Origin of the sequence: Sphingomonas sp. BGYR3 (genome assembly GCF_025153455.1) — a bacterium.
Classification (GTDB): domain Bacteria; phylum Pseudomonadota; class Alphaproteobacteria; order Sphingomonadales; family Sphingomonadaceae; genus Sphingomonas.
Genome location: NZ_JANZNT010000001.1, coordinates 156,203 through 179,668, shown reverse-complemented (window position 1 = coordinate 179,668; position 23,466 = coordinate 156,203). Strand labels below are relative to the sequence as shown.

Annotated in this window: 23 protein-coding genes; 10 read left to right on the top strand and 13 right to left on the bottom strand. The window is 66.2% G+C overall.

The features are described from left to right. Nucleotides 1-4: 4 nt before the first annotated feature. From NYR55_RS00875 to gspD, 4 genes are read left to right on the top strand one after another with little or no spacing between them, the layout of a single operon-like run. Complete coding sequence (locus NYR55_RS00875; RefSeq protein WP_260019374.1) at nucleotides 5-526, top strand: prepilin-type N-terminal cleavage/methylation domain-containing protein; 522 nt, start codon at nucleotides 5-7, stop codon at nucleotides 524-526. After that, nucleotides 523-888 (top strand): type II secretion system minor pseudopilin GspI, encoded by a 366-nt coding sequence (gspI, locus tag NYR55_RS00870; RefSeq protein ID WP_260019373.1) that lies wholly within the window; start codon nucleotides 523-525, stop codon nucleotides 886-888. The genes NYR55_RS00875 and gspI overlap by 4 nt, the downstream gene beginning before the upstream one ends. After that, complete coding sequence (locus tag NYR55_RS00865) at nucleotides 885-1,691, top strand: type II secretion system protein N (RefSeq protein ID WP_260019372.1); 807 nt, start codon at nucleotides 885-887, stop codon at nucleotides 1,689-1,691. The genes gspI and NYR55_RS00865 overlap by 4 nt, the downstream gene beginning before the upstream one ends. A gap of 10 nt (nucleotides 1,692-1,701) precedes the next feature. Further along, entirely contained in the window at nucleotides 1,702-3,765 is a 2,064-nt protein-coding gene (gene gspD / locus NYR55_RS00860; RefSeq protein WP_260019371.1) for a type II secretion system secretin GspD, read from the top strand. Here gspD and NYR55_RS00855 read toward each other — a convergent pair. The 3 genes from NYR55_RS00855 to NYR55_RS00845 are packed head-to-tail and all read right to left on the bottom strand — an operon-like array spanning nucleotide 3,759 to nucleotide 5,190. Continuing rightward, nucleotides 3,759-4,190: a hypothetical protein gene (locus NYR55_RS00855; RefSeq protein ID WP_260019370.1), complete on the bottom strand. Its 432-nt coding sequence runs from the start codon at nucleotides 4,188-4,190 to the stop codon at nucleotides 3,759-3,761. The genes gspD and NYR55_RS00855 overlap by 7 nt on opposite strands. Then, complete coding sequence (locus tag NYR55_RS00850; protein WP_260019369.1) at nucleotides 4,178-4,642, bottom strand: hypothetical protein; 465 nt, start codon at nucleotides 4,640-4,642, stop codon at nucleotides 4,178-4,180. The genes NYR55_RS00855 and NYR55_RS00850 overlap by 13 nt, the downstream gene beginning before the upstream one ends. Continuing rightward, complete coding sequence (locus NYR55_RS00845) at nucleotides 4,639-5,190, bottom strand: hypothetical protein (RefSeq protein ID WP_260019368.1); 552 nt, start codon at nucleotides 5,188-5,190, stop codon at nucleotides 4,639-4,641. Before NYR55_RS00845 ends, NYR55_RS00850 begins: the two co-directional genes overlap by 4 nt. A gap of 195 nt (nucleotides 5,191-5,385) precedes the next feature. Between NYR55_RS00845 and NYR55_RS00840 the strand changes: the two genes are divergently transcribed. Next, nucleotides 5,386-7,866, top strand: coding sequence for a PhoX family phosphatase (locus NYR55_RS00840; RefSeq protein ID WP_260019367.1), 2,481 nt, complete (start codon nucleotides 5,386-5,388; stop codon nucleotides 7,864-7,866). Between the two features lie 52 nt (nucleotides 7,867-7,918). Here the strand turns inward: NYR55_RS00840 and NYR55_RS00835 are convergent, their stop codons facing one another. The 3 genes from NYR55_RS00835 to aspS form a co-directional block, all read right to left on the bottom strand. Further along, nucleotides 7,919-8,251, bottom strand: coding sequence for a hypothetical protein (locus tag NYR55_RS00835; RefSeq protein WP_260019366.1), 333 nt, complete (start codon nucleotides 8,249-8,251; stop codon nucleotides 7,919-7,921). After that, a complete protein-coding gene (locus NYR55_RS00830) occupies nucleotides 8,251-9,015 on the bottom strand; it encodes a TetR/AcrR family transcriptional regulator (protein WP_260019365.1) in 765 nt (254 codons plus the stop codon). Before NYR55_RS00830 ends, NYR55_RS00835 begins: the two co-directional genes overlap by 1 nt. Nucleotides 9,016-9,288: 273 nt before the next feature. Then, entirely contained in the window at nucleotides 9,289-11,082 is a 1,794-nt protein-coding gene (gene aspS, locus NYR55_RS00825; protein ID WP_260019364.1) for an aspartate--tRNA ligase, read from the bottom strand. 117 nt (nucleotides 11,083-11,199) lie between these two features. Here aspS and rnd point away from each other — a divergent pair, with 117 nt between their 5' ends. Together rnd and NYR55_RS00815 are read left to right on the top strand one after the other, a co-directional pair. Continuing rightward, complete coding sequence (gene rnd / locus NYR55_RS00820) at nucleotides 11,200-12,378, top strand: ribonuclease D (protein ID WP_260019363.1); 1,179 nt, start codon at nucleotides 11,200-11,202, stop codon at nucleotides 12,376-12,378. Continuing rightward, nucleotides 12,375-12,668 carry an I78 family peptidase inhibitor gene (locus tag NYR55_RS00815; protein WP_260019362.1) on the top strand — a complete coding sequence of 98 codons (294 nt, stop codon included), beginning with the start codon at nucleotides 12,375-12,377 and terminating at the stop codon, nucleotides 12,666-12,668. Before rnd ends, NYR55_RS00815 begins: the two co-directional genes overlap by 4 nt. Nucleotides 12,669-12,678: 10 nt before the next feature. On the opposite strand, the gene NYR55_RS00810 is transcribed toward NYR55_RS00815, so the two are convergent. Genes NYR55_RS00810 through NYR55_RS00795 form a run of 4 tightly spaced genes read right to left on the bottom strand, consistent with a single transcriptional unit; the run spans nucleotide 12,679 to nucleotide 18,234 of the window. Beyond that, nucleotides 12,679-14,178, bottom strand: a complete 1,500-nt coding sequence (locus tag NYR55_RS00810; protein ID WP_260019361.1) for a Ppx/GppA family phosphatase — start codon at nucleotides 14,176-14,178, stop codon at nucleotides 12,679-12,681. Beyond that, nucleotides 14,178-16,382, bottom strand: coding sequence for an RNA degradosome polyphosphate kinase (locus NYR55_RS00805; protein WP_260019360.1), 2,205 nt, complete (start codon nucleotides 16,380-16,382; stop codon nucleotides 14,178-14,180). The genes NYR55_RS00810 and NYR55_RS00805 overlap by 1 nt, the downstream gene beginning before the upstream one ends. Further along, nucleotides 16,379-17,014, bottom strand: coding sequence for a chromosomal replication initiator DnaA (locus NYR55_RS00800; RefSeq protein WP_260019359.1), 636 nt, complete (start codon nucleotides 17,012-17,014; stop codon nucleotides 16,379-16,381). Before NYR55_RS00800 ends, NYR55_RS00805 begins: the two co-directional genes overlap by 4 nt. After that, complete coding sequence (locus NYR55_RS00795) at nucleotides 17,011-18,234, bottom strand: heavy-metal-associated domain-containing protein (protein WP_347709650.1); 1,224 nt, start codon at nucleotides 18,232-18,234, stop codon at nucleotides 17,011-17,013. Before NYR55_RS00795 ends, NYR55_RS00800 begins: the two co-directional genes overlap by 4 nt. A gap of 65 nt (nucleotides 18,235-18,299) precedes the next feature. Here NYR55_RS00795 and purM point away from each other — a divergent pair, with 65 nt between their 5' ends. Genes purM through NYR55_RS00780 form a run of 3 tightly spaced genes read left to right on the top strand, consistent with a single transcriptional unit; the run spans nucleotide 18,300 to nucleotide 20,999 of the window. Further along, a complete protein-coding gene (gene purM / locus NYR55_RS00790; protein WP_260019357.1) occupies nucleotides 18,300-19,406 on the top strand; it encodes a phosphoribosylformylglycinamidine cyclo-ligase in 1,107 nt (368 codons plus the stop codon). Then, on the top strand, nucleotides 19,399-20,346 hold the full coding sequence (gene purN, locus NYR55_RS00785) for a phosphoribosylglycinamide formyltransferase (protein WP_260019356.1): 948 nt from the start codon (nucleotides 19,399-19,401) through the stop codon (nucleotides 20,344-20,346). The genes purM and purN overlap by 8 nt, the downstream gene beginning before the upstream one ends. After that, nucleotides 20,346-20,999, top strand: a complete 654-nt coding sequence (locus NYR55_RS00780) for a hypothetical protein (RefSeq protein WP_260019355.1) — start codon at nucleotides 20,346-20,348, stop codon at nucleotides 20,997-20,999. The genes purN and NYR55_RS00780 overlap by 1 nt, the downstream gene beginning before the upstream one ends. A 19-nt stretch (nucleotides 21,000-21,018) precedes the next feature. Here NYR55_RS00780 and ndk read toward each other — a convergent pair whose 3' ends face one another. The 3 genes from ndk to NYR55_RS00765 all read right to left on the bottom strand — a co-directional run bounded on the left by ndk (nucleotide 21,019) and on the right by NYR55_RS00765 (nucleotide 23,440). Then, on the bottom strand, nucleotides 21,019-21,441 hold the full coding sequence (ndk, locus tag NYR55_RS00775; RefSeq protein ID WP_260019354.1) for a nucleoside-diphosphate kinase: 423 nt from the start codon (nucleotides 21,439-21,441) through the stop codon (nucleotides 21,019-21,021). 86 nt (nucleotides 21,442-21,527) lie between these two features. Next, on the bottom strand, nucleotides 21,528-21,971 hold the full coding sequence (locus NYR55_RS00770; protein ID WP_260019353.1) for a DNA polymerase III subunit chi: 444 nt from the start codon (nucleotides 21,969-21,971) through the stop codon (nucleotides 21,528-21,530). Continuing rightward, nucleotides 21,971-23,440 (bottom strand): leucyl aminopeptidase, encoded by a 1,470-nt coding sequence (locus NYR55_RS00765; RefSeq protein WP_260021505.1) that lies wholly within the window; start codon nucleotides 23,438-23,440, stop codon nucleotides 21,971-21,973. Before NYR55_RS00765 ends, NYR55_RS00770 begins: the two co-directional genes overlap by 1 nt. Nucleotides 23,441-23,466: the final 26 nt, after the last annotated feature.

The window sequence follows — 23,466 nt, the reverse complement described above, 5'->3', positions numbered from 1 at the left end:
TCGGATGACCGGGGGGACATTCTTTCGCGCCAGCGCCGGGACCAGTGCCCAACCGGGCAACCGGCCGTCGCCGGGCGAAACCGGCATGACGCTGATCGAAATGCTGATCGTGCTGGCCATCATCGCCGTGGCGGCGGGGACCGTGACATTCGGCATCGGCGCGGCCAGCCGGACGCCCAATGTGGAGACAGAGGCACGGCGGCTGGCCGGACGCATCCAGGCGGCGTCCGACGACGCGATGCTGGGCGACCGGATCGTCGCGCTGACCATCCGCGACGACGGCTATGCCTTCTCGACTCTTGAAGGTGCGGCATGGAAGGAGCGGACCGACGAGGCGCTCGCCTTTCACCGCGTGCCGGGCGGCATGGCGATCGAACTGGATACCGCGCCGCCCATCGTCCTCAACGGCAGCACCATGGGCAAGCCGGTGACGGCCATCGTCACCAGCGGGGATCAGCGGTGGCGGATCGTCTATGACGGCCTGATCGCCGTGGCATTGCCCGACAATGCGGCCCCGGCGACATGACCATCGGCGCACAGCAACAGGGGTTTTCCCTGATCGAGGCGCTGGTCGCGCTGGCCGTGCTGGCCATTGCGACGGTGGGGCTCGTGCGGACGGTGGAAACCCATATCGATTCGACCCGGGCGATGGAGCGGCGTTCGGCGGCGATGTGGGTGGCGGAAAACCGGCTCGCCGAACTGTCGCTGGGCGTGGCTCCCGCGGGCGATGCGCCGGTCGAGCTGCTGGGGCAGCAATGGACCGTCGCTACCACCCGCACGCCCACCAGCGATCCTGCGCTGGACAAGGTGCGGATCGCGGTTTCCCCGGCGGGTGAGCGCGGATCGCTTGCATCGCTGGACGGCTTCGTCATGAAGGCTGCGCCATGACGCTTTTTCCGCCCCTATCCGACGCGCGCAAACGGACCCTGCTGGACATCGTGGCGGCGGCCATGATCCTGTCGGTCGCTGTTGCGCTGGCCGGGTTGACCTGGCGCATCGCCGGCCATGCCGGAACCGGCGCGATCACCGTCCCCGGCGGCGGCCCGCGCCCGGCCAGCCCGGCGGTGGATGTCGCTCCTGCCCTGGCGCTCGCCCCCTTCGGCCAGACGAACCCGGCCGACGCAGCACAGCCGACACAGATCGCCGCCACGCTGAAGGGCGTGTTCTTTGCCCGGCCGGAATCAATGTCCCGCGTCATCATTCAGGTCGGTGAGGAAAAGCCCCGCGAATATGCGGTGGGCCAGTCGATTGCGGGGGCACAGATCACGGCGATCCTGCGCGACCGGGCAATCCTGAACAATGGCGGCCGGGCCGAATATCTGGCCCTGCCCGATCCCTTCGCCCCGTCGCCCGGTTCGGCAGCCCCCGCCGCCGCCTCGCCGCCGCCCGCCGGTCAATCACCCATGGGCACGCCATCACCGGCGGCGACCGCAGGCGCGCCCGATGCCGCGCGCGTCCAGGCGATCCTGTCAAAACTGCAGGCCAGCCCGGTGCAGGGCGGCTATGCCGTCGGCGCGCCCGGCCTGCCCGGCTTGAAACCCGGGGACGTGATCCGCAGCATCAATCGCCGCCCCCTGGGCGATGCCGGTGCCGCCCGCGAAGCCATGGCGTCCGCCCTGCAGCGGGGCAGCGCCGATGTCGAAATCCAGCGTGACGGCCAGACCGTTACCGTCACCGTCCCCCTTCAATAGAGTGTTGCCAGTGCGCCATCCGATCCAAACCCTGCTGCTTGCCACGGCGATGACGACATTCACGGTCCAGCCGATCCTGGCGCAATCAGCCGAAACGGCGGATGTCGTCGTGAACATGCGCGACGTGGACATCACTACCGTCGCCGATCAGGTGTCGCGCATCACGGGCCGCACGCTAATCCTCGACCCGCAGGTCAAGGGCAATGTGACGGTCACTTCCGCCAGCCCGCTGTCGCCAGCCGGGGTGTGGGACCTGTTCCTGTCCGTGCTGCGCGCCAACGGCTTTGCGGCGGTCCGCTCCGGCCGGGGCTGGCGCGTTGTGCCCGCCGCCAATGCCGTGCGCGACGGCGGCGTGCCGACCCGCTCGGCCAGCGGGGAGCAGCTGGTGACGCGCATGGTCCGCCTGTCCAACGTGCCGGCGGCAGAGGCAGCCCGCATCGTCCGCCCGCTGATCGCCGTGTTCGGATCGGTCGAACCGCTGGACAGCCCCAATGCGATCGTCGTCACCGATTACGCCGACAATGTCCGCCGCGTGGAACAGATCGTGCGGTCGCTGGACGGCGGCGGCGGCCAGACCTTTGCCGCCATCCCCCTGCGCAACGGCAGCGCAGAGGCGGTGGCCGAATCCATCCAGCGCGTGATGGGTGAGGGTCAGGGCGCAGGCACCACCCGTGTCGCTGCCGATGCGCGCAGCAACACCGTCATCGTGCGGGGCACGCCATCGGCGGTGGACGAGGCGCGCCGCATGGTCGTCGCGCTGGACGCACCGGGCGGGGCCACGCCGCAGACCCGCGTGTTCCGCCTGAATTACGCCGACGCCGAATCCGTGACCGAAGTGCTGCGCGGCACGCTGGGGATCGAGGCGGGCGCGACCAATCCCGTGGCCCGCAGCCTTCAGTCGCGCAGCCGCGCCGGCGCCAGCAGCACCAGTCCGACCGCCGCCGTCGCCGGCCTGATCGCCGCCAATCAACAGGCTCAGGCCAATGGCGGCTCCGGCCAGTCGGGAACGCCGCTGCAGCTGCCATCGGAAACGACCGGCGGCCGCGCGGAGACGCCGCAGGGCTTTTCGACGCCGGACATCACCGTCCAGCCTGCGCCGGAAATCAACGCTCTGGTCGTGCGCGCCACCCCGACGATGATCGCATCCATCGAAACCGTGATCCGCGAACTGGATGTCCGCCGGCCACAGGTGATGATCGAGGCCGCGATTGCCGAGATAACGGGCGACGATGCAGAGGCGCTGGGCGTGCAGCTTGGCACCAGTGCCGCCGTGCTCAATCAGGTGGAGGGCGCGGGCACATCGTTCAACACCGCCGGCCCATCGCTGGGCCAGATCCTCAGCGCGCTGGACGTGCCGGCGGCCGCCCTGTTCGGGTCACTGGGCGGGTTCAACGGCAATATCGCCATCGGGGATACCTTTTCGCTGCTGGTGCAGGCACTGGGGCAATCGACCCGCGCGAACCTGCTGTCCAAGCCGCAGGTGACCGTTCTGGACAACAGCCCGGCGGAGTTCATCGCCGGTCAGGAAGTGCCCTTCATCACCGGATCGATCCTGACGGGCAACGGCACCGCCAACCCGTTCACCACCATCGAACGCAAGGATGTCGGCATCACGCTGCGGGTCCTGCCGCGCGTCAACGCGGGCGAAACCGTGCGGCTCGAAATCGTGCAGGAGGCATCGTCCCTGCCCAGCGGCATTCCGGCATCGGCGGCCGACCTCATCACCAACCGGCGTCAGATTTCGACGACCGTGCTGGCCGATGATGGAGAGGTGATCGTGCTGGGCGGCCTGATCACCGACGACCGGTCGGAAACCCGGCAAAAGGTGCCGGTGCTGGGCGACATTCCGGTGCTGGGCGAATTGTTCCGCAGTCGCCGGGAAACGCAGCAGAAGCGGACGCTGTTCATCTTTCTGAAGCCCACCATCATCCGCGACACCGCCGATGCGGCCGCGCTGACCCGCGAAAAGATGGACCGCCTGCGTCAGGAGGAAGAGCGGCTGGGCAAGTACAAAAGCCTGCTGATCGACCGCCCCCCGCCCCGGCTGTCGCTGGAACTGGACGGGATCTACTGATCGGTCGGGGGTTCGGCCGATCCGGGCACCGGCACGCGCACTTGCCGGTTGCCGCGACGGAAGGCGGCGGCATCGGCGGACAGCGCCTCCAGCCGCCAGCCATCGACACTGTCGCCAAGGCCAAGCGTCCGGGTGTTGCCATCGCCCAGCCGCACGATGGCCACCGCGTCGCTGCCGATCCGGCCGAAAATGCCGACCAGGTCCGGTCCGTCCATCGCCGGTCCGGCATCGGCCGCAGGGGCGCCGAACAGGGCCCGGCCATAGATGACGGACAAGTCGGGCACGGCCGGCGGCTCGATCGGCTCCACCCGCGCGGCATCGGCAACCGGCGCGTCGCCATCAGCCATGGCAAGCACCATCGGCGGCACGATCAGGCCGGCCGTCACCGCGACCAGAAGGGGCAGATGCCGCCTCATGGCCGCCATGGCGCCACCAGCACGCCGCTGAACCGGACAGCACCACCCGGTGCCGCCTCCATCCGCCACCGGGCAAATCGCATCGCCGGGCGCTGGCGTTCGACATGATCGACCAGCGCAATGACGCCCGCCTCCGGCCCCGAAAGCTCAACGATCACGGCCGCCAGCCGGGGCGTGCCGCGTGCGGGCACGACGCGTTCGATCAACAGGCCGCCCGCGCGACCCCGCCCGATCACTGCCCCGGCCATTGCCCGGCGGGCGGCCATGGCATCCCCAGCCCGCATCATGGCGTCATCGCGCAGCAACGGGACGGGTTTCCGGGCCCGCTGCCCCGCTGACGCCGCCGCCGCACGGGCCGCGCGGGCATCGCCCAGATCGAACCATGCGTCCATCGCCGGCCAGGCAAGCAGGGCAGCGCCCGTCAACGCCACCGCCGCGATGGTCCATTCCCGGCGGTTCATGGCGCGCGCCCTGACAGGGTAACGCGGATGGCGCCATCCTCCCGCCGTTCCGCCCGGGTCCGCAATGCCCCGGTATCGGGCGACGTTCGCAATGCCGCCCTCAGCCGTGCGGGGTCCAGCGACAGGACCTCGATGGTCAGCGCCCCGTCGGCGGCCATGGCTGCCGACACGATCCGATCGTCGGCGGGCAGCACCCGTGCCAGCCGCTCGACCATCGCCGCCGCCCCCGGACGCGCGATCAATGCCGCCATGGTGCGATGTTCGGCGCGCTCAACGGAATGGGACAGCATTGCCGGGCGACTGGTCCTCTCGGCCGCGTGCCGCTCGGCAATCGCCGCTTGCTCCAGCAGCCGCGCCCCGCCCCAGATGGCGATCGGGATCCACAGGATCAGCAGCGCCAGCGGCAACAGCCATGGGCCGGGCTGGAACGCCGCCTGCCGCTCCCCCGCCGCCCGCCTGCCCTGGTTCAGTCGATCGGCAACCCGCGCCAGCAGGGACGCGCCCTGTGGCGACTGGGCAGGATCGGCTTGGTCCGCACGGTCAATCACCCCTGCGCCCCTATCCATCCGCGGTCAGAACGCAAGCCGCCGATCGTTCGTTTCGGCCCGCGTCATATTCCTGACTTCGAATTGTCTCGGCTCTGTCCGCGAACGCTCATCAGCGTGTCGCATCCGCAACCCAAACCACGGCGGAGCGGCGCTGCCGCCCGACCAGTTGATTCGCTTAATTGGGGGACACGCTTCATGGAATCCTTTGCCCTGCCGACCGTCAGCTATACCGACGGTGAAATCGACACCAATCCGTCCGCCACGCCGACGCTGAATTCGCTGATCGAACAACGTTATTCGCGCCGCACGACCCTGCGCGGCGGCGTCAATGCCGCGGCCATCGCCGTGTTCGGCGGCGGTCTGCTGGCCGGCTGTGATGAGGATACGACGAACGGCGAACCGGCCCTGTCGGTCGTTGCGGGCTCCAGCGGCGCGACGTCCGGCGGCCGCGTCGTCACGCTGAACGGCACCGCAACCGGTGCGCAGGTCACGGCGCAAAGCTTTACGCAGACCAGCGGACCTGCCGTCACGCTCAGCGGCGCCAATTCCGGCGCGACGACCTTTATCGCGCCGGCCGTGGCCAGCGCCACGACGCTGGGCTTTCGCTACACCGCCACCAACGGCAGCGGCCTCATCTCTCAGGCCGATACCACGGTGACGATCAACCCGCCTGCTCTCGGCTTCACCGCGGTTGCCAAGAACCGCAACGACGTGGTGACCGTCCCCGCCGGCTATACCGTCAACGTGCTGTACCGCATGGGCGATCCGCTGGCGGCCAATGTCCCGGCCTATCGCAATGACGGCACCGATACCAATTTCGCCCAGCGCGCGGGCGATCACGGCGATGCGCTCTATTATTACGGCCTGTCGGCCAGCGGCGGGCGCGATGACAACAGCAGCACGCGCGGCCTGCTGGTGATGAACCATGAAAACATCACCGAACAATATCTGCACGCCAACGGTCCGACGGCGCCCGGCGGCATCCGCCCCGAAGGCGAAGTGACCATCGAAATCGACCTGCACGGCGTCAGCATTGTCGAGGTGTCGCGCGCGGCATCCGGCGCATGGTCCTATGTCCAGAACAGCCCGTTCAACCGCCGGATCACGCCCAACACGCCAATGGCCATCAATGGCCCGGCGCGGGGCAGCGCGCTGCTGCGCACCGCATTTTCGCCGACCGGCGTTGCCGGGCGCGGCACGATCAACAACTGCGCGAACGGCGTGACCCCCTGGGGCACCAACCTGACGTGCGAGGAAAACTGGGCCGGTTATTTCCGTCGTCCGTCCAGCGACAACGCCCTTCGCTCTGCCAAGGAAGTGGTCGCGCTCGCCCGCTATGGCGTCGGCAGCTCGACCGGCAATTACGGCTGGTCGACGGTGGTTCCGGCCGATCCCGCCAACACCATCTTCCGCAAATGGGACGCGCGCGTCACCGGATCGGACGCGACGCAGGATTACCGGAACGAACCGAACCAATATGGCTGGGTGGTCGAAATCGACCCCTATGATCCCGCATCGACCCCGCGCAAGCGCACGGCGCTGGGCCGGATGAACCATGAGGGCGCGTGGCCGGGCAACTTTGTCGCCGGGGTGCGCCCTGCCTGGTACATGGGCTGCGACGCGCAGAACGAATATGTGTACAAATTCGTCTCGGCCACGCCCTGGGCGACCGCGGACGCACAGTCGGCGACCCGCCTCGCCATCGGCGACAAGTATCTGGATGCCGGGACGCTGTATGTCGCGCGCTTCAATGCCGATGGCACGGGCGAGTGGCTGCCGCTGGTGTTCGGTCAGGGGAATGTCACCTCGACAAACCCGGCCTATGCCTTTGCCGATCAGGCGGATGTGCTGGTCCATGCCCGGCTCGCCGCCGATGCGCAGGGCGCGACCCCGATGGATCGCCCGGAATGGACGGCGGTGAACCCGGTGACGGGCGAAATGTATCTAACGCTGACCAACAACGCCAACCGGCGGGTGCCCGGCGACACCGTCTCGGCCAGCCAGCGCGTGGTCGATGCGGCCAACCCCCGCGTCTATACCGACGCGCCCAGCACGGCGCGCGGCAACCGCAACGGGCACATCCTGCGCCTGCGCGAACAGGGCGATACGACCGAGGCGCTGCGCTTCACCTGGGACATCTATGCCTTCGGCGCGGGGTCGGACCTGGATGCCACCAACGTCAACCTGTCCGGCCTGACCGCGGACAATGATTTTTCCAGCCCCGACGGCCTATGGTTCGGCCGTCCCACCAACGCATCGGGGCAGGTGACGCCGCTGTTGTGGGTTCAGACGGATGATGGCGCCTTTACCGATGTGACCAACAACCAGATGCTGGTCGGCATGCCCGGACGAGTCGGCGACGGCGGCACGCGCACGGTGACGAACACCAACGCCAGCGGCGTCACCTCGACCGTCGTGACCCGTATCGGTGCCGCCCCCGGCACTCAGCTGCGCCGCTTTCTGGTGGGTCCGATCGGGTGCGAGATCACTGGCGTTGACTCGACGCCGGATGGCCGCACGCTGTTCGTCAACATCCAGCACCCCGGCGAGGGCGGGACGCTTGCGAACATCACCAGCAACTGGCCGGCCAGCCAGACTGGCCCCGCAGTCGGATCGCGGCCGCGCTCCGCCACGGTCGTTATCACCAAGAATGATGGCGGGGTCGTCGGCCTGTAACCGCTGATGAATTGGGGGGGAGGCCGCGTGCTCCCCCCAAATTTCCATGCGATTACCGGCTGCTGGTGACGCGGCCGTCGCCATTGGCCGAAATGCGGATCAGGTGCCCGCCGCCATCGGTACAGCGGACGCGCCACGCGCCCGGCCCGACCTCGGTCGCCTTTACCGATCCCACAACGCCCTGACATTCGCGCCGGGCATCGCGGATCGCGCGGATAAACACGATATTCTGCTGTTCCTGAGGCAGTTTCTCGACCTCGGCGATGTAATTCAGGCCCGAGCTGTTTTCGGCCGCCGGCGCCGGCTCGGCTGCCGGTTCGGATCCGCCCGAGCAGGCAGCGGGAAGCGCGGCCAGCAGCGTTACCGGAATCAAGATCTGACGCATCAGCTACCATCCCCAATGTCAGTGTTCGGCTTTGCGGAAAACAGTCGCAGGAACAGTTGCGTTCCACGATTGACCCGCGCTTTCAATTGTTCTTCCGTCTGATGCTGGGTCACCTGGAACCGCAGTTCGATGTCCAGAAATCCCTTCCACATCGCCAACAGCGTTTCGGCGGCAAACATCGAGTCTTCGACCTTCAGCATCCCGCGCTGATCCGCCTCGGCAATCATGTTGCCCAGCGCCATCCGGCATTGCGCCGGTCCTGCATCGAAAAACCGCCGCGCAAGATCGGGCATCTGCGTCAGTTCCGGTGCCAGCACGCGGTCGAGCGTCACATGATCCGGGTGAAACAGGAACGACAGCAGCAACAGACCAAAGCTGTTCAGGCGATCAATCAGCTGATCGCCGGTTTCCACCGGGCCGACAAAGCCAGCGGCCATCCGTTCCGTTTCGGCCTTGATGACGGATTCGAACAACGTTTCCTTGTCACTGAACTGCTTGTAGATTGTGACTTTCGACACACCGGCGCGTTGGGCGATGTCTTCGATGGTTGCCGCGTTGAAGCCGCGTTCGAAAAACGCCTCGCGGGCGGCGCCGATAATGGCGTCATGCTTGGCGGGATCGCGTGGCCGCCCCACCGCGTTGCGGGCGATGTGAACGTCGTCAGCGGCATTTGAAGAGGCGATGCTTCGACCGGTCAAGGGTGTTCCAAAAACTAAACGTTGACGTTCACCAATACTGTCTACGCCAGATGCCCGATTGCGCAAGCGGATCGAGCGGCAACGTCAACGGTCCGCCGCAAGGGCCCGAGGTCACGGCGACCTCGAATACCTTACGTATGCAGCGTGGCGAGCGGATCAAGCGCACTGGCGCGTTTCCGGGGTAACCTGCGTTGCAAGAGTGGTGCCTATCGACCGCGCTGGACGCGGTGCCGACAGCGATTGACGCGGAACACACCGCCGACCGGCCGAAAACGGCCATCGACCCGGACGGCTGGGGGCACCCGATCGGGCAACCCCCTCAACCGGCCGGAGCGGCGATCAATCCTGGCCGACGCCCGGGGCCAGCCGGATGCTCAGTTCCTTCAATTGGCGCGCGCTGACAAAGCTGGGTGCGCCCATCATCAGGTCCTCCGCCTTCTGCGTCATTGGGAACGCGATGACTTCGCGGATGTTCGGCTCGTCCGCCAGCAGCATGACGATGCGGTCAACGCCGGGGGCCGATCCGCCGTGCGGCGGCGCACCGAATTTGAACGCGTTGATCATGCCGGAGAAATTGGCGTCGACCTGTTCCTGCGTGTAACCCGCGATTTCGAACGCCTTGTACATGATTTCCGGCCGGTGGTTCCGGATGGCCCCCGACGACAGCTCCACGCCGTTGCAGACGATGTCGTACTGATAAGCCAGGATATCCAGCGGATCCTTTGTCTCCAGCGCCTCCAACTCGCCCTGCGGCATCGAAAACGGGTTGTGGCTGAAATCGACCTTCTTGGCGTCCTCATCATATTCGAACATCGGGAAATCGACGATCCAGCAGAATTCGAACCGGTTCTGGTCGATCAGGCCCAGCTGTTCGGCAATGCGCGTCCGGGCAAGGCCAGCCAGCTTCGCTGCCTGTGCTTCCTTGCCGGCGGCAAAGAAAATGCCGTCATCCGGGCCAAGGCCAAGCGCATCAGCCAGCGCCGACATCTTGTCCTCGCCATGGTTCTTGGCAATCGGGCCGCCCCATTCGCCGCCCTTGCGCGTGGCATAGCCAAGGCCGGCAAACCCCTCGCCCTGTGCCCAGCTGTTCATGTCGTCAAAGAACTTGCGGCTCTTTTCCGCGGTGCCCGGTGCGGGAATCGCGCGAACCACGTCTCCCGCCTCGACAATGCTGGCAAACCGGCCGAAACCCGATCCGACAAACTGTTCCGACACATCGCTGATCAGGATCGGGTTGCGCAGGTCAGGCTTGTCATTGCCGTATTTCAGCATCGATTCGCGGTACGGGATCCGCTTGAACGGCAGCGGGCTGACCGTCCGGCCCTTGCCCTGCCAGTTGGCGAATTCTTCAAACACGCCGTGAAGAACCGGCTCGATCGCTGCAAAAACATCGTCTTGCGTGACGAAGCTCATTTCGAAATCGAGCTGATAGAACTCGCCCGGGCTGCGATCGGCACGCGCATCCTCATCGCGGAAACAGGGCGCAATCTGGAAATAGCGATCGAAGCCGGCGACCATCAGCAGCTGCTTGAACATCTGCGGCGCCTGGGGCAGCGCATAGAATTTGCCCGGATGGACACGGCTGGGGACAAGATAGTCGCGCGCGCCCTCTGGCGACGATGCGGTCAGGATGGGCGTCTGAAACTCGGTAAAGCCCTGATCGATCATCCGCCGGCGCAGCGATGCAATCACCTGGCTGCGCAGCACGATGTTCTGGTGAATTTTGTCGCGGCGCAGATCGAGGAACCGGTTCCGCAGGCGGATGTCTTCGGGATACTCCGCCTCGCCCGCGACCGGCATCGGCAGTTCCTGCGCAGCGGACTGGATGCTGACCGCACGGGCGAACACCTCGATCTCACCCGTCGCCAGATTGGCGTTGGTCGTCGCATCGGACCGGCGCTTCACCGTCCCGTCGATGGTGACGACCGATTCCACCCGGATCGTTTCCAGGATCGGAAGCGCCGGCGAATCGGCATCCGCCACAATCTGCGTCAGCCCGTGATGGTCGCGCAGATCGACGAACAGCACGCCGCCATGGTCGCGCTTGCGATGCACCCATCCGGACAGGCGGACCTGGGTATCGACATCGGCAGCGGTCAATTGGCCGCAGGTATGGGTGCGATAGACGTGCATGGCGATCTGATTTCTCTGTTGCGAAAGCGGCCCGTTGGACAGGCTGCGTGAAACTGGTCGTCCGCTTTCCCCCCGCGCACTCTTTTGTCAACCCGAAGAGGCCGCTATGGCCGCGCGATGCACATTCATCCGCTGATCGAAGATTCCGCGTCGCTCGCCCAACTCTGCGCCCGCCTGGCCACCGCCGATTTCGTGACGGTGGATACAGAATTCATGCGCGAGAACACCTATTGGCCGGAACTCTGCCTGATCCAGATCGCCGATGACAAGGAAGCGGCGGCGATTGATCCGATGGCACCGGGCATCGACCTTGGCCCGCTGCTCGACCTGCTGGTCAACAATGAAGAGGTGCTGAAGGTCTTTCATGCCGGCGGGCAGGACGTCGAAATCGTCTACAACCTGACCGGCAAGACGCCGCACCCCATCTTTGACACCCAGATCGCGGCCATGGCGCTGGGTCAGGGGGAACAGATCGGTTATTCCAACCTGGTCGATAGCTGGCTGGGTATTCAGGTCGACAAGGGCGCGCGCTTCACCGACTGGTCGCGCCGGCCGCTGGACAAGCGGCAGATCGATTATGCGATTGCGGACGTGACCCACCTGTCACGCATCTTTCCGAAAATGCTGAACAAGCTGAAGAAAACCAATCGCGGTGCGTGGCTGAACGAAGAGATGGAGCGGCTGGCCGATCCGTCCAACTATGCCAACAATCCCGACGAAGCGTGGCAGCGCATCCGCATCCCCAGCCGCAAGGCCGAGGTGCTGGGTCGGCTGAAGGCGCTGGCCCGCTGGCGCGAGATCGAGGCGCAGAACAAGAACCTGCCGCGCGGCCGCATCGCCAAGGACGAAACCATCGCCGATATTGCCGGAAATCCCCCGCGCGAGCAACGCGACCTTGGCCGGGTGCGCGGATTGTCGGCCAGCTGGGCCGCCAACGATATTGGCGGACGGATGATCGAGGCGCTGAAGCACGCCGCTCCCCTGCCCGCCGATGAAATGCCGATGCGCGATGATCGCAAGCCCGGCCTTGGCAAGGAAGGGGCGCTGGTCGCCGATCTGTTGAAACTGCTGCTCAAGATCCGCGCGCGAGACATTGATGTTGCGGCAAAATTGCTGGCGCGTGCCGATGACCTGGAGGCGTTGGCGGCTGGACAGCGGGATGGACTGGCCCTGTTGACCGGATGGCGATTTGAACAGTTCGGCCGCGATGCGCTGGATCTGGTCGAGGGGCGGCTGGGCTTTACGGTGCTTGATGGAAAGCTCAAGATGACCCGGACCGAGGAGGTTCAGCCATGAAGCGCCTGCTGCCCGTCATTGCCCTGTTCCCCATGGGATGCACACCGATGTCCACGCCCGAACAACCGGCGCCGCCGCAGCTGGCCGAACCGTGTTCGACCGATGCGATCCAGGACCTGGTGGGCAAGGCCGGCACGCCGGAACTGGCGGCGGACGCCATGAAGCGGGTTGGCGCGCGCACCGTGCGCTGGCTGCGGCCGGGCATGGCGATGACCATGGATTTCCGCACCGACCGGCTGAACATCGAACTGGATGACCAGAACCGGGTGGTGACGCTGCGCTGCGGCTGAGCGGCGGTCGTCAGATCAGCACGGGTTTCCGGTCGAACGCCTGCGCCAGTGCCTTGTGCCGCCGCTGGACGGCTTCGCCATAGAGCAGCCGGTCGGCGGCGTTCAGGCTCAGCAACAGCGTATCGCCCTGGATCGTGACCGATGACCGGTTCAGGGGCGCGGCAACCCCGCCGCTGAGCCGCTGGCCCAGCCGCATGGCAAGGCCCCATTGACGCGCGATGGCAAGCGCCTGTGGCTCGGCCAGCCGGGACAGCGGGTCCGGCGCAGTCGTCCCCCCGCCGAGGCAGGTGAACAGCGCCTGCGCCAGCAACGCACGGCCGCGCCCGTCAATGGCAACCCAGTTGCCGTGCAGCGCAATCTCCATGCCGCGTTCCGCACGGAATTCCGGATTGGCCCGCCATCCGACATCGGCAAGCAGGCAGGCGGCGTGGCGCAACCGGTCAAGCGCATCGCCCTCATCCGGGAACAGCGGCGAAATCCACCGGTCGAGCAGATCGCCATGTTCGGGGAACCGCCCCAGCCGGGCGCCCTCCTCACGCGTGGCCACAATCAGCGGATCGAGCGCCCGCTCGGCCGGAGTCAGGCGGCCGTAAAGCAGCCCTTCGCGAAGGCCAAAGGCAGATACGACCGTCTGTTCACTGTCCAGATGGCGCAGCAATGCGGACAACAGGCTGGCCGCATCGAGCAACGTCGGAATACGCCCGCCCGACAGGTTCGGCACCGCCTTCAGCGCAGGCTTGCCGACATGGCTGAGCGTTCGGACCAGCCGGGCGATATCGGTCCGCGCCAGGCAATATTGGTGCATCACGGGCAGCGGATAGTGCGTCAGGTGCATGTCGAGCCGCGCCAGCGCGCGCCACGAACCGCCGACCAGGTACAGCGGCAGGCCGCGACCTTCGCCCAGCCAGCCGCTGGCTTTCAGAGTCTGCCGCACGCGGCGGTCCAGCGCGCCCTTCCCCTTGGCCCGGATCCCTGCGACGCGCAGCACGCCCAGCGGAAAGGAAATCCGTTCGCCCAGTTCGCCATTGCGCACGCGGATCAGTTCCAGGCTGCCCCCGCCCAGATCGCCAACAATGCCGTCGGCATCGGGAATGGCGGACAGCACGCCCTGACCCGCCGCCATGGCTTCCTGCTCGCCGGTCAGCAATTCGACCGTAAGGCCCAGCTCGCGTGCGGCGGCCATCAGAACATCGCCATTGGCCGCATCCCGCACGGCCGCCGTTGCGACGGTGCGCAGTTCATCCACGCCCATTTCGCGGGCAAGCGCCGCGAACCGGCCGAGCGCAACCGCTGCCTTTTCCAGCGCTTCGTCGTCGATCCGGCCGGTCGATGCCAGCCCCTTGCCCAGCCCCGCCAGCACCTTTTCATTGAACAGGATGGCGGGCAGTCGCGGCGGCCCTTCATGGACCACCAGACGGATTGAATTGGACCCGATATCGATGATCGCCGAACGGATGCTGCGGCCTTCGGGCAATGCCCATGCCTGTTTCAGGATCAGGGGCGATGCCATCAGGAGGCGGTCACGCCGCTTGCCGGTTCGGCGGCAGTCGCCTCTGGCGCGACGACGGGTGCCCGGCGCCTGCGCAGCGACAGTTTCTGCGGCATGGCTTCTGCACTTTCACCTCGGCCGGACAGGGACGGATTGGTCATGAAATAGCGGTGCAGGTTGAACGGACGGCTGCCCGGTTCGATCCGTTCATAGCTGCCATCGGCGTGCAATTCCCATGTCTGTTCGCTGTCGATCAGATTGGCGACCATCACCTGATCCAGCACCTGATCATGCACCGTCGGGTTGGTCAGCGGCATCATATATTCGACCCGCCGGTCGAAATTGCGCGGCATCCAGTCGGCGGACGAGATGAATACCCGGGCGGCATCATGCGGCAGCGCCTTGCCATTGGCGAACGCCCAGATCCGGCTGTGTTCCAGGAACCGGCCGACGACGGACCGGACATGGATATGGGCCGACATTCCCGCGATGCCTGGGCGCAGGCAGCATATGCCGCGAATGACCAGGTCGATCTCCACTCCGGCATTGCTCGCTTCATACAGCTTTTCGATGATTGCCGGATCGACCAGCGAGTTCATCTTGGCCCAGATCGCGGCCGGGCGACCGGCACGGGCATGGGCGATTTCGGCGTCGATCAGGTCGATCAGCGCGTTTCGCAACCCGCGCGGCGACACGGTGATCAGTTCAAGATCGCCCGGTTCGACATAGCCGGTGACGTAATTGAAAATCCGCGCCGCATCCCGCCCGATGCGCGGATCGGCAGTGAAATAGGACAGGTCAGTGTAAATGCGCGCGGTCACCGGGTGATAATTGCCGGTGCCGAAGTGGCAATAGGTGCGAAAACCGCCTTCTTCACGCCGAACGACCATCGAAATCTTGGCGTGCGTCTTCCAGTCGATAAAGCCATAGACGACCTGAACCCCCGCCCGTTCCAGCGCGTCGGCCCAGAGCAGATTCTGTTCCTCGTCAAACCGGGCTTTCAGTTCGACCACGGCAGTCACCGACTTTCCGGCCTCGGCCGCCGCGATCAGCGCCTGAATGACCGCCGACTGCTTGCCCGCGCGATACAGCGTCTGCTTGATCGCCACGACATCGGGGTCCTGCGCCGCCTGTTTCAGGAACGCCAGAACAACGTCGAAACTTTCATAGGGGTGGTGGACGATAATGTCCTTCGCGCGAATGGCAGCAAAACAATCGCCGCCATATTCCCGGATACGCTCCGGAAAGCGGGGGGAAAAGGGCGTGAATTTCAGGTCCGGCCGATCCTCGTCGACCAGCGCGGACAGATCGGCCAGCCCCAAAAAGCCGCCCTGTTCGGTCAGCAAAGCCTCGCTGCCGCCCAGTTCCTCAAGCAGCGTCGCCTCCAGCTCCGCGGTCATCCCGGTTTCGGTTTCCAGCCGGATGACGCGGCCGCGCCGCCGCCGCTTGATGGCCGTGCGGAAATACAGGACCAGATCCTCGGCCTCTTCCTCCACCTCGATATCGCTGTCGCGCAGCACGCGGAACGCCGCAGCCGCCTTGACGCGATAACCGGGAAAGATCAGCTCCGGGAAATGCCGCAGGATCGTGTCGACCGCGACGTACCGGGCCGCCTTGCCCGGCAGGCGGACAAAGCGGGACATGGTCGGCGGCAACAGCACGAGCTCACGCACCGGCACATCGTCGGAAATCCGCACCAGATCAAAGATCACGGCCGATCCGGCATTGGGGATGAACGGGAACGGGTGGGCCGGATCGAGCGCCTGAGGCGTCAGCACCGCGAACATCTGTTCCCGGAAATGGTCGGCCAGCCATTCCCGCTCCTCGCCCACGATGTCGCCGCCGTCCAGCACCTCGATTCCGGCATCGCGGAGCAGCGCGCGAAGGTCGCGCCAGATTTCCTGCTGGGCATCGACCAGTTCGCCGGCTTCCTCGACAATCGCCTCAAGCTGCTGACTTGGGGTCAGGCCGTCGGCAGACTTGTGCTCGACATTCTGAAGCTGCTGGCCTTTTAGCCCGGCGACGCGAACCATGAAAAACTCGTCCAGGTTCGAAGCGGAAATGGACAGAAAGCGCAGCCGCTCCAGCAGCGGATGGGCGGTGTTGCACGCCTCGTCCAGCACGCGCCGGTTGAACGCCAGCCACGACAGCTCCCGATTGAAGTACCGGCCGTTGCCGGGAACCGTTGCGGCTGGGCTAGTCATCGGCTGGGCGGGCGCGTTCATGGGTCCGTCGGGTCCTTTGCATCATCGATGGCGCGATCCGGCGATCGGTCGATCCAGGCCCGGACCATCGGCACGGTAATGCGCCGCTGGCCGCTCCGGTCGGCAGTAGCAGCAAGATCGGTAACGATTCGGTCGATCACGGCATAGCTGCGATCGATCCGTCGGACGAGCCAGTCGATGACATCCGGCGCCGGAACCATCGCAGCGCGATCGAACCCGCGGATCAGGATGGCGCGCAGCAGCGCATCGTCCGGCGGCTGAAAGCGCAGCACCGGCGTCGCCGTCAGCCGCGAACGAAGGTCGGGGAGCGCGACGGGCCATTCCGGCGGCACGGCACCCGCGATGATCAGCAGCGGATGGCCGCTTGCCTGAGCATCATTCCACGCGTGAAAGATCAGCCGTTCGTCCTGCGCCTCTGCATCGTCGATCACTCGCCCGCCCGTGCGGTTGACGAACAGCCGCCCGAACAGCGTGCGGCCCGAACGGGGCGGCCCGACCAGCAATGCCGCCTGAACCGGCCAGCCATGCCAGAAATCCAGCTGTGCCACGGCATCGGCATTCGCCTCTCCCACCAGAAAGGCGGATCCGCCAGCCGGGTTCAGATCGCCAAGCGGCAGCGTCAACTGGTTCATTGGCCGGCAGGGCTGCGTCCCGCGCGTCGGATGCGGAGCGTGCCGGGCCCTTCCTGCACCTGCCAGCCGCGCTCTTCCAGCGCAGCGCGGAGGGTCGCCACATCACCGTCGAAGGTGACGCGCATGACCGAAACGCCGCCCAGCGCCAGGCTGGTCGTCGCCGCCGACCGCACGCCGGGTATCGCCCGCAGCGCCAGTTCGCCATTGACCTCGTCCCCGGCATCGGGCGTATCGAACTGAACATTCACCGACACCTGCGTTGCCGGGGCGGGCGTCGCCAGTGGATCGATCATCCCGTCCACCGGTTCATCGGTCAGGGGAACTTCCTCTGTAACCGGCGCAGGCGGGACATAGCCAAGCAGAGCGTCCGGTCGCAACAGGCCGGAGGCGAGTGCATTCTGATACGCCTCGTCAATCCGCCGCGCGCCTTCGTCCAGCAGCGCGGGCAGGCCGTCGCCATTTTCGATGCGGAGCGTGAACCGGCTGATCTGGCGATTGTCCGGGCCGAACCCGGCGCGAAACTCGGCGGTCACGGGGCCGCCCGGCCATTCGCGGCGCAGCACCACTTCGGGGATCAGGACATCCTTGGCGCCATATTGGTCCAGGATCGCCTTCCACCAGCCCCGGCCGCGGCGCGATGCCTGTCCCGCGTTCAACAGCATGGCATCAGGACCCGTGCCGGTCAGCCGCACATAATCGATGCTGCTGTTTCCCGCCCGGAATCGGTTCCATGCCTGACCCCAAGGCGAGTCCCGCTCAAAACCGGATGCAACGCCGCCGGACCATTGCAGCGGCATCACGACCATGGGTGCCGACCGGGTGATCTGTGCCCGGACACCCAAAATCGGCCCTGCCCGCTGGCGGCTGAACATCACGCCCAGCCGGGCGATATAGCGCGTCGGGCCGATCTGTTCGTTTTCGACGATGATGCCGCTGACCATCGCATCCACCGCCGAATCGGACAGGTTGGCCGATTTGCCCATGCGCTGGGTCAGTTTCTGCCACGCCTTGCGCTGCGCTTCCCGCCATCCGGCCATGCGGGCGGCATCAGCAGTCTTGCCGCGCGTATCCACCTCGATCCCGGTGACTTCGAAACTGCCATAAACCTCGCCCATCGGCGCGGCGGAGCCATCCGGCTGTGCCTGAACCAGGCCAGCGGTGCTGACCACGGCCAGGGCCGCGACAGAGACAGACAGGACGACCGAGGTGCGCTTTCGCATCATTGCGCGCCCTTTTGGCGAAGCGGGCGTGGAAAACCAAGCGGCTTCTCGCTAACGGCAACAGCATGAGCACGACCGAGCCCGAATCCGCCCGCTACACCTATGCCGACGCCGGCGTCTCCATTGCCGCCGGCAATGCCCTTGTCCGGGCGATCGGCCCGCTGGCGCGATCGACGCGGCGGCCCGGCGCGGATGCAGACCTTGGCGGCTTTGGTGGCATCTTTGACCTGAAGGCCTGCGGCTATGCCGACCCATTGCTGGTGGCGGCCAATGACGGCGTGGGTACCAAGCTGAAACTGGCCATCGAACATGATGCGCATGACGGTGTCGGCGTCGATCTGGTCGCGATGTGCGCCAACGACCTGATCGTTCAGGGGGCCGAGCCTCTGTTCTTCCTGGACTATTACGCCAGCGGAAAGCTTGAGAACGGCGTGGCCGAGCGGGTGATCGCCAGCATCGCCGATGGCTGTCGCCAGGCGGGATGTGCGCTGATCGGCGGAGAGACGGCCGAAATGCCGGGAATGTATGCGCCGGGCGATTACGACCTCGCCGGATTTTGCGTGGGCGCGGTGGAACGCGACCGGTTGCTCGACGGCAGCCGCATCCGGCCCGGTGACGTCGTACTGGGCATGGCGTCGTCCGGCGTTCATTCCAACGGATTTTCGCTGGTCCGGCGGCTGGCGGCGGACAAGGGGTGGAAACTGAACCGCCCTGCCCTGTTCGATCTGGACACGATCCTGATCGACGCGCTGATGGCGCCGACGCGCATCTATGTGAAGGCGCTGCTGCCGCTGGTGCAGGCGGGGCGGATCAACGGCCTTGCCCATATCACGGGCGGCGGATTGCTGGAGAACATCCCGCGTGTCCTGCCGGTCGGCTGTCACGCGATGATCGATGCCGACGCGTGGGAACAGCCCCGGCTGATGGCGTTCCTGCAGGCGCAGGGGAATATCGAGCCAGAGGAAATGGCCCGCACCTTCAACTGCGGTGTCGGCATGGCGGTGATCGCGCCCGAATCCGATGCGATTGCGCTTGCCGCCGATCTGGCCGCACAGGGCGACGAGGTGTTCCGCATCGGCAGCATCGTCGAGGGCGAGCGGGGCTGCACCGTCACCGGCAGTACCGAGACGTGGAGCGCCAAGGCCGCGTGGCAGGCAACGCATCATGGCTAAGGCGCGACTCGGCGTCCTGATTTCGGGGCGCGGGTCCAACATGGCGGCGCTGCTCTATGCCGCGCGGGTATCCGATTGCCCGTACGAGATTGCCCTAGTTGCCGCCAACGATCCCGATGCCCCCGGCCTGATGCTGGCAGCGGCAGAGGGGATCGCGACATTCGGCCAGAGCCACAAGGGCATGAAGCGCGCCGAATTCGACGCGATCATCGACCGGGAATTGCGCGCGGCGGGATGCACCCATGTCGCGCTGGCGGGCTATATGCGCCTGCTGTCACCCGAATTCGTCGAAGGCTGGGCGAACCGGATGGTCAATATCCACCCCTCCCTGCTGCCGCTGTACAAGGGGCTGCACACGCATGAGCGCGCGATCGAGGCGGGGGACAGCCATGGCGGCTGTTCCGTGCATCTGGTGACGGCCGAACTGGACGACGGCCCGGTGCTGGGTCAGGCGAGGGTGGCGATCCTGCCGGGCGAAAGCACCGACAGCCTGGCGGCGCGGGTGCTGATCGCGGAGCATCAGCTCTATCCGCGCGTGGTCGCCGACTGGATCCGGTCCGGCACCAAATCGACGCTGGACGAGGTGCGCGACCGCGCCCTGGCCCTGCCCGAAGCGCGCGAAAAGACGAGCCATGGTTCGCAAGGGTTCCATGTCGAGGGTGGCAAGTTCTTCGCCTATTTCACCGTCAACCATCATGGCGACGGGATGACCGCGCTGCTGGTCAAGGCGAGCGGGGTCGAGGAACAGGCGATGCTGATCGAACGCGATCCCGATCTGTATTTCCGGCCAGCCTATCTGGGCCCATCCGGCTGGATCGGCATCCGCCTGGATCAGGGCGAGGTGGACTGGACGCTGGTCGAGGACTGGCTGAACCGAAGTTGGCGGATGGCCGCCCCCAAGCGGCTGACGAAGCTGATGGACCTGGCGGACCAGTTCTGATGACCGATCCGGCCGGCCCGCCTGCAGAAACCCCGGCGACCCGCGCAGCCGAACAGGCCGAACAGCGGGCCGAGACACGAGCGATCCGTCGCCGCTGGATCACCATCGGTGAAGGCGTGGCCGTGGCCGGCGTCATCATCGCCGGCCTCAGCTTCTGGAACAGCTGGCAGGAGCGCGAGGATGCGGCGGCCCAGCGCGCGGTCGAACAACAGGCTGAACGATCGGCACAAAGGGCAAAGCGCGGGCGCGTGATGCTGGTCACCGTCGCCGCCGATGACGATGGCATCCAGTTCGCGGCTCAGGCGGGATGCGCCCTGCAAAGTACGACCATCCGCTTTCCCACCGCGCTTGGCGTAGGCGAACAGTCAACGGTGCTGGATCACCGTATCGAAACCGGCTGGATCGATGGTCCGTTGCTCAAGCTGACCGATGGTGGTGCCGACCGGCGCGAGGGGCGCCTGCCCGTACTGATCGATGCGCGCTGCATCGACGAGGCGGGGGAGCGGCATGAAGCGGCGATCTATGACGTGATCTGGCGGACCGAGCCGGGCTTTCTGAATGGCAGAAGCCTGCGCCTGCGCGGGCTGGTCCGGCGGGAAGGCGTGTCGGGCGACGGCCAGCGCCGCCTCGACACCCTGTGGACCGGGCCATGACTGGCCCGGCCGTTTCAAATTAGCCGACGATTTCTTCCGGCTTGAAGAAGAACGCGATTTCGATCGCGGCATTCTCGTCGCTGTCCGAACCGTGGACGGTGTTCGCCTCGATCGATTCGGCCAGTTCCTTGCGGATCGTGCCGGGAGCGGCGTTTTCCGGGTTGGTCGCGCCCATGATCTCGCGGTTGCGGGCAACGGCATTCTCGCCTTCCAGCACCTGGACCACCACCGGGCCGCTGGTCATGAACGCGACCAGATCGGCGAAGAAGGGGCGATCCTTGTGAACGCCATAAAAGCCTTCCGCCTGCTGGCGGGTCATGCGGATGCGCTTGGAAGCGACGACGCGCAGGCCGGCCTCCTCCAGCATCTTGACGACCGCACCGGTCAGGTTGCGGCGGGTGGCATCGGGCTTGATGATCGAAAAGGTCCGGTTCGCGGCCATGGCCGTGCGGCTCCTGCTTTGGGGGTTGATTGGAAAAGTCGCCGCCCCCTAGTCCTGTCGGTCGGTGGATGCAAGGGCAGTCGGTGTCAGGCCGCCTGATGCCAGCGCCCGTCCTCGTCCTGCTTCCAGAACCGCCGTTCGACCTCCTCGCGCCCGGCCAGCGCCCGCCACGCGCCCCGCGCCGCATCGATCGCCTGATCGTCAAACAGGTGAAAGGCGCGGTCAAAGGCAAGCGCGGCATCCCGCCATTCGCCATCGGCGATCAGGACGTGGCGAGCGCCATTGCCCGGCCGGTCGGCATCCCCGGCAATCAGCACCGGCTGAATGCTGTCATCGCCCTGCCCCGCCTGCGCATGAGCGAGGAAGCTGGCGGGAGAATAGGTCCACAGGCTTTCGTCGATCCGCTGGCGCTGGCCGGCATCGCCGCTGACCACCAGCAACCGGCCACCACCGGCCACGACCCGTTCGGCCAGGCGCGGCAGCACCCGGTCGATCGGCGTCGTGGCCAGATGGTAGAAATCGACCTGCATCAGCGCTCGAAATGATCCGCCACGAACCGGTCGAGCAGGCGCACGCCATACCCCGTCGCGCCCTTGTCATGCGTGGCGCCCGGCTTGTCCGACCATACCATGCCGGCAATGTCGAGATGCGCCCAGCGCACCCCGGCATCCACGAACCGCTTCAGGAACTGCGCTGCCGTGATCGACCCGGCATAGCGCGGACCGATATTCTTCATGTCGGCAATCGGGCTATCGATCAGCTTGTCATAGGCATCCGACAACGGAAAGCGCCACAATTTGTCACCCGTCGCCAGCCCCGCCGCCGTCAGCTGAGCCGCCAGATCATCGTCATTGGCGAACAGGCCGCCATGTTCATGCCCCAGCGACACGATCATCGCACCGGTCAGCGTCGCCAGATCGACGATGGTGCCCGGCCGGTGATTGCGCTGAACCCAGGTCAGGACATCGCACAGCACCAGCCGCCCTTCAGCATCGGTGTTCAGCACCTCGATCGTCTGTCCCGACATGGACGTGACAACATCGCCCGGCCGCTGCGCATTGCCGTCGGGCATGTTTTCGACCAGGCCGACAACGCCAAGCACATGCGCCTTTGCCTTGCGCAGGGCGAGCGCGCGCATCGCGCCAACGACGGCACCGGCACCGCCCATGTCCCACTTCATGTCCTCCATGCCCGGCCCGGGCTTCAGCGAAATGCCGCCGGTGTCAAAAGTGACCCCCTTTCCCACCAGCGCGACATCCGGGTTGCCGCCATTGCCACGGCCATCCCAGCGCATGGCCAGCATCCGCGCCTCCCGCACCGAACCCTGCGCCACACCCAGCAGCGCGCCCATGCCAAGGTCGCGCATCGCGGCTGCATCCAGCACGGTCAGTTCGATGCCCAGATCGGCAAGATCGCGGCACCGATCGACAAAGCTTTCGGGGTACAGGATGTTCGCCGGTTCGGTCACCAGCGTACGGGTGAATTCGACTCCCGACGCCAGTGCGGCGCCGTCGCGCCAGGCGGCCTCGCTGCCCTCTGGAGCGCCGTGAATGGTCAGATGCTTCAGGCTCGGCTTGGCCTTGTCCGACAGCTTGGTGCGATAGGCGTCGTGCCGCCATGCGCGCAGCCGCGCCGCGAGCGCCAGCCGGGATACCGCGCGCGGCGTCGGCGAAACGGCGGACAGGTCGATGGCGATGGCGGTCGTCCCGCTGATCAAATAACGTGCAGTCACCGCCCCGCCCGCCTTTTCCAGCGCCGGTTCGTCCCCGGCACCGATGCCGATCAGGCCGATGCGCTGCACCGCGTCCCCATGCGGGACGACGATTTCAACGATCGCGCCGGCCTCGGCCGAAAACCGGCTGGCGCTGGCCGCTGCCTTGACCAGCGCGAGCGCCGTGGGGTCCAGTGCGCCAAAGGTGCCTGCTTCGAACGCCGGTTTGTCGACGGCATAAAGGATCAGCGTCTCGTTGGCGGGTTCTGCGGAAAAGCGGATATCCATCATTGACCTGTTCTGTTCTGGGGAGA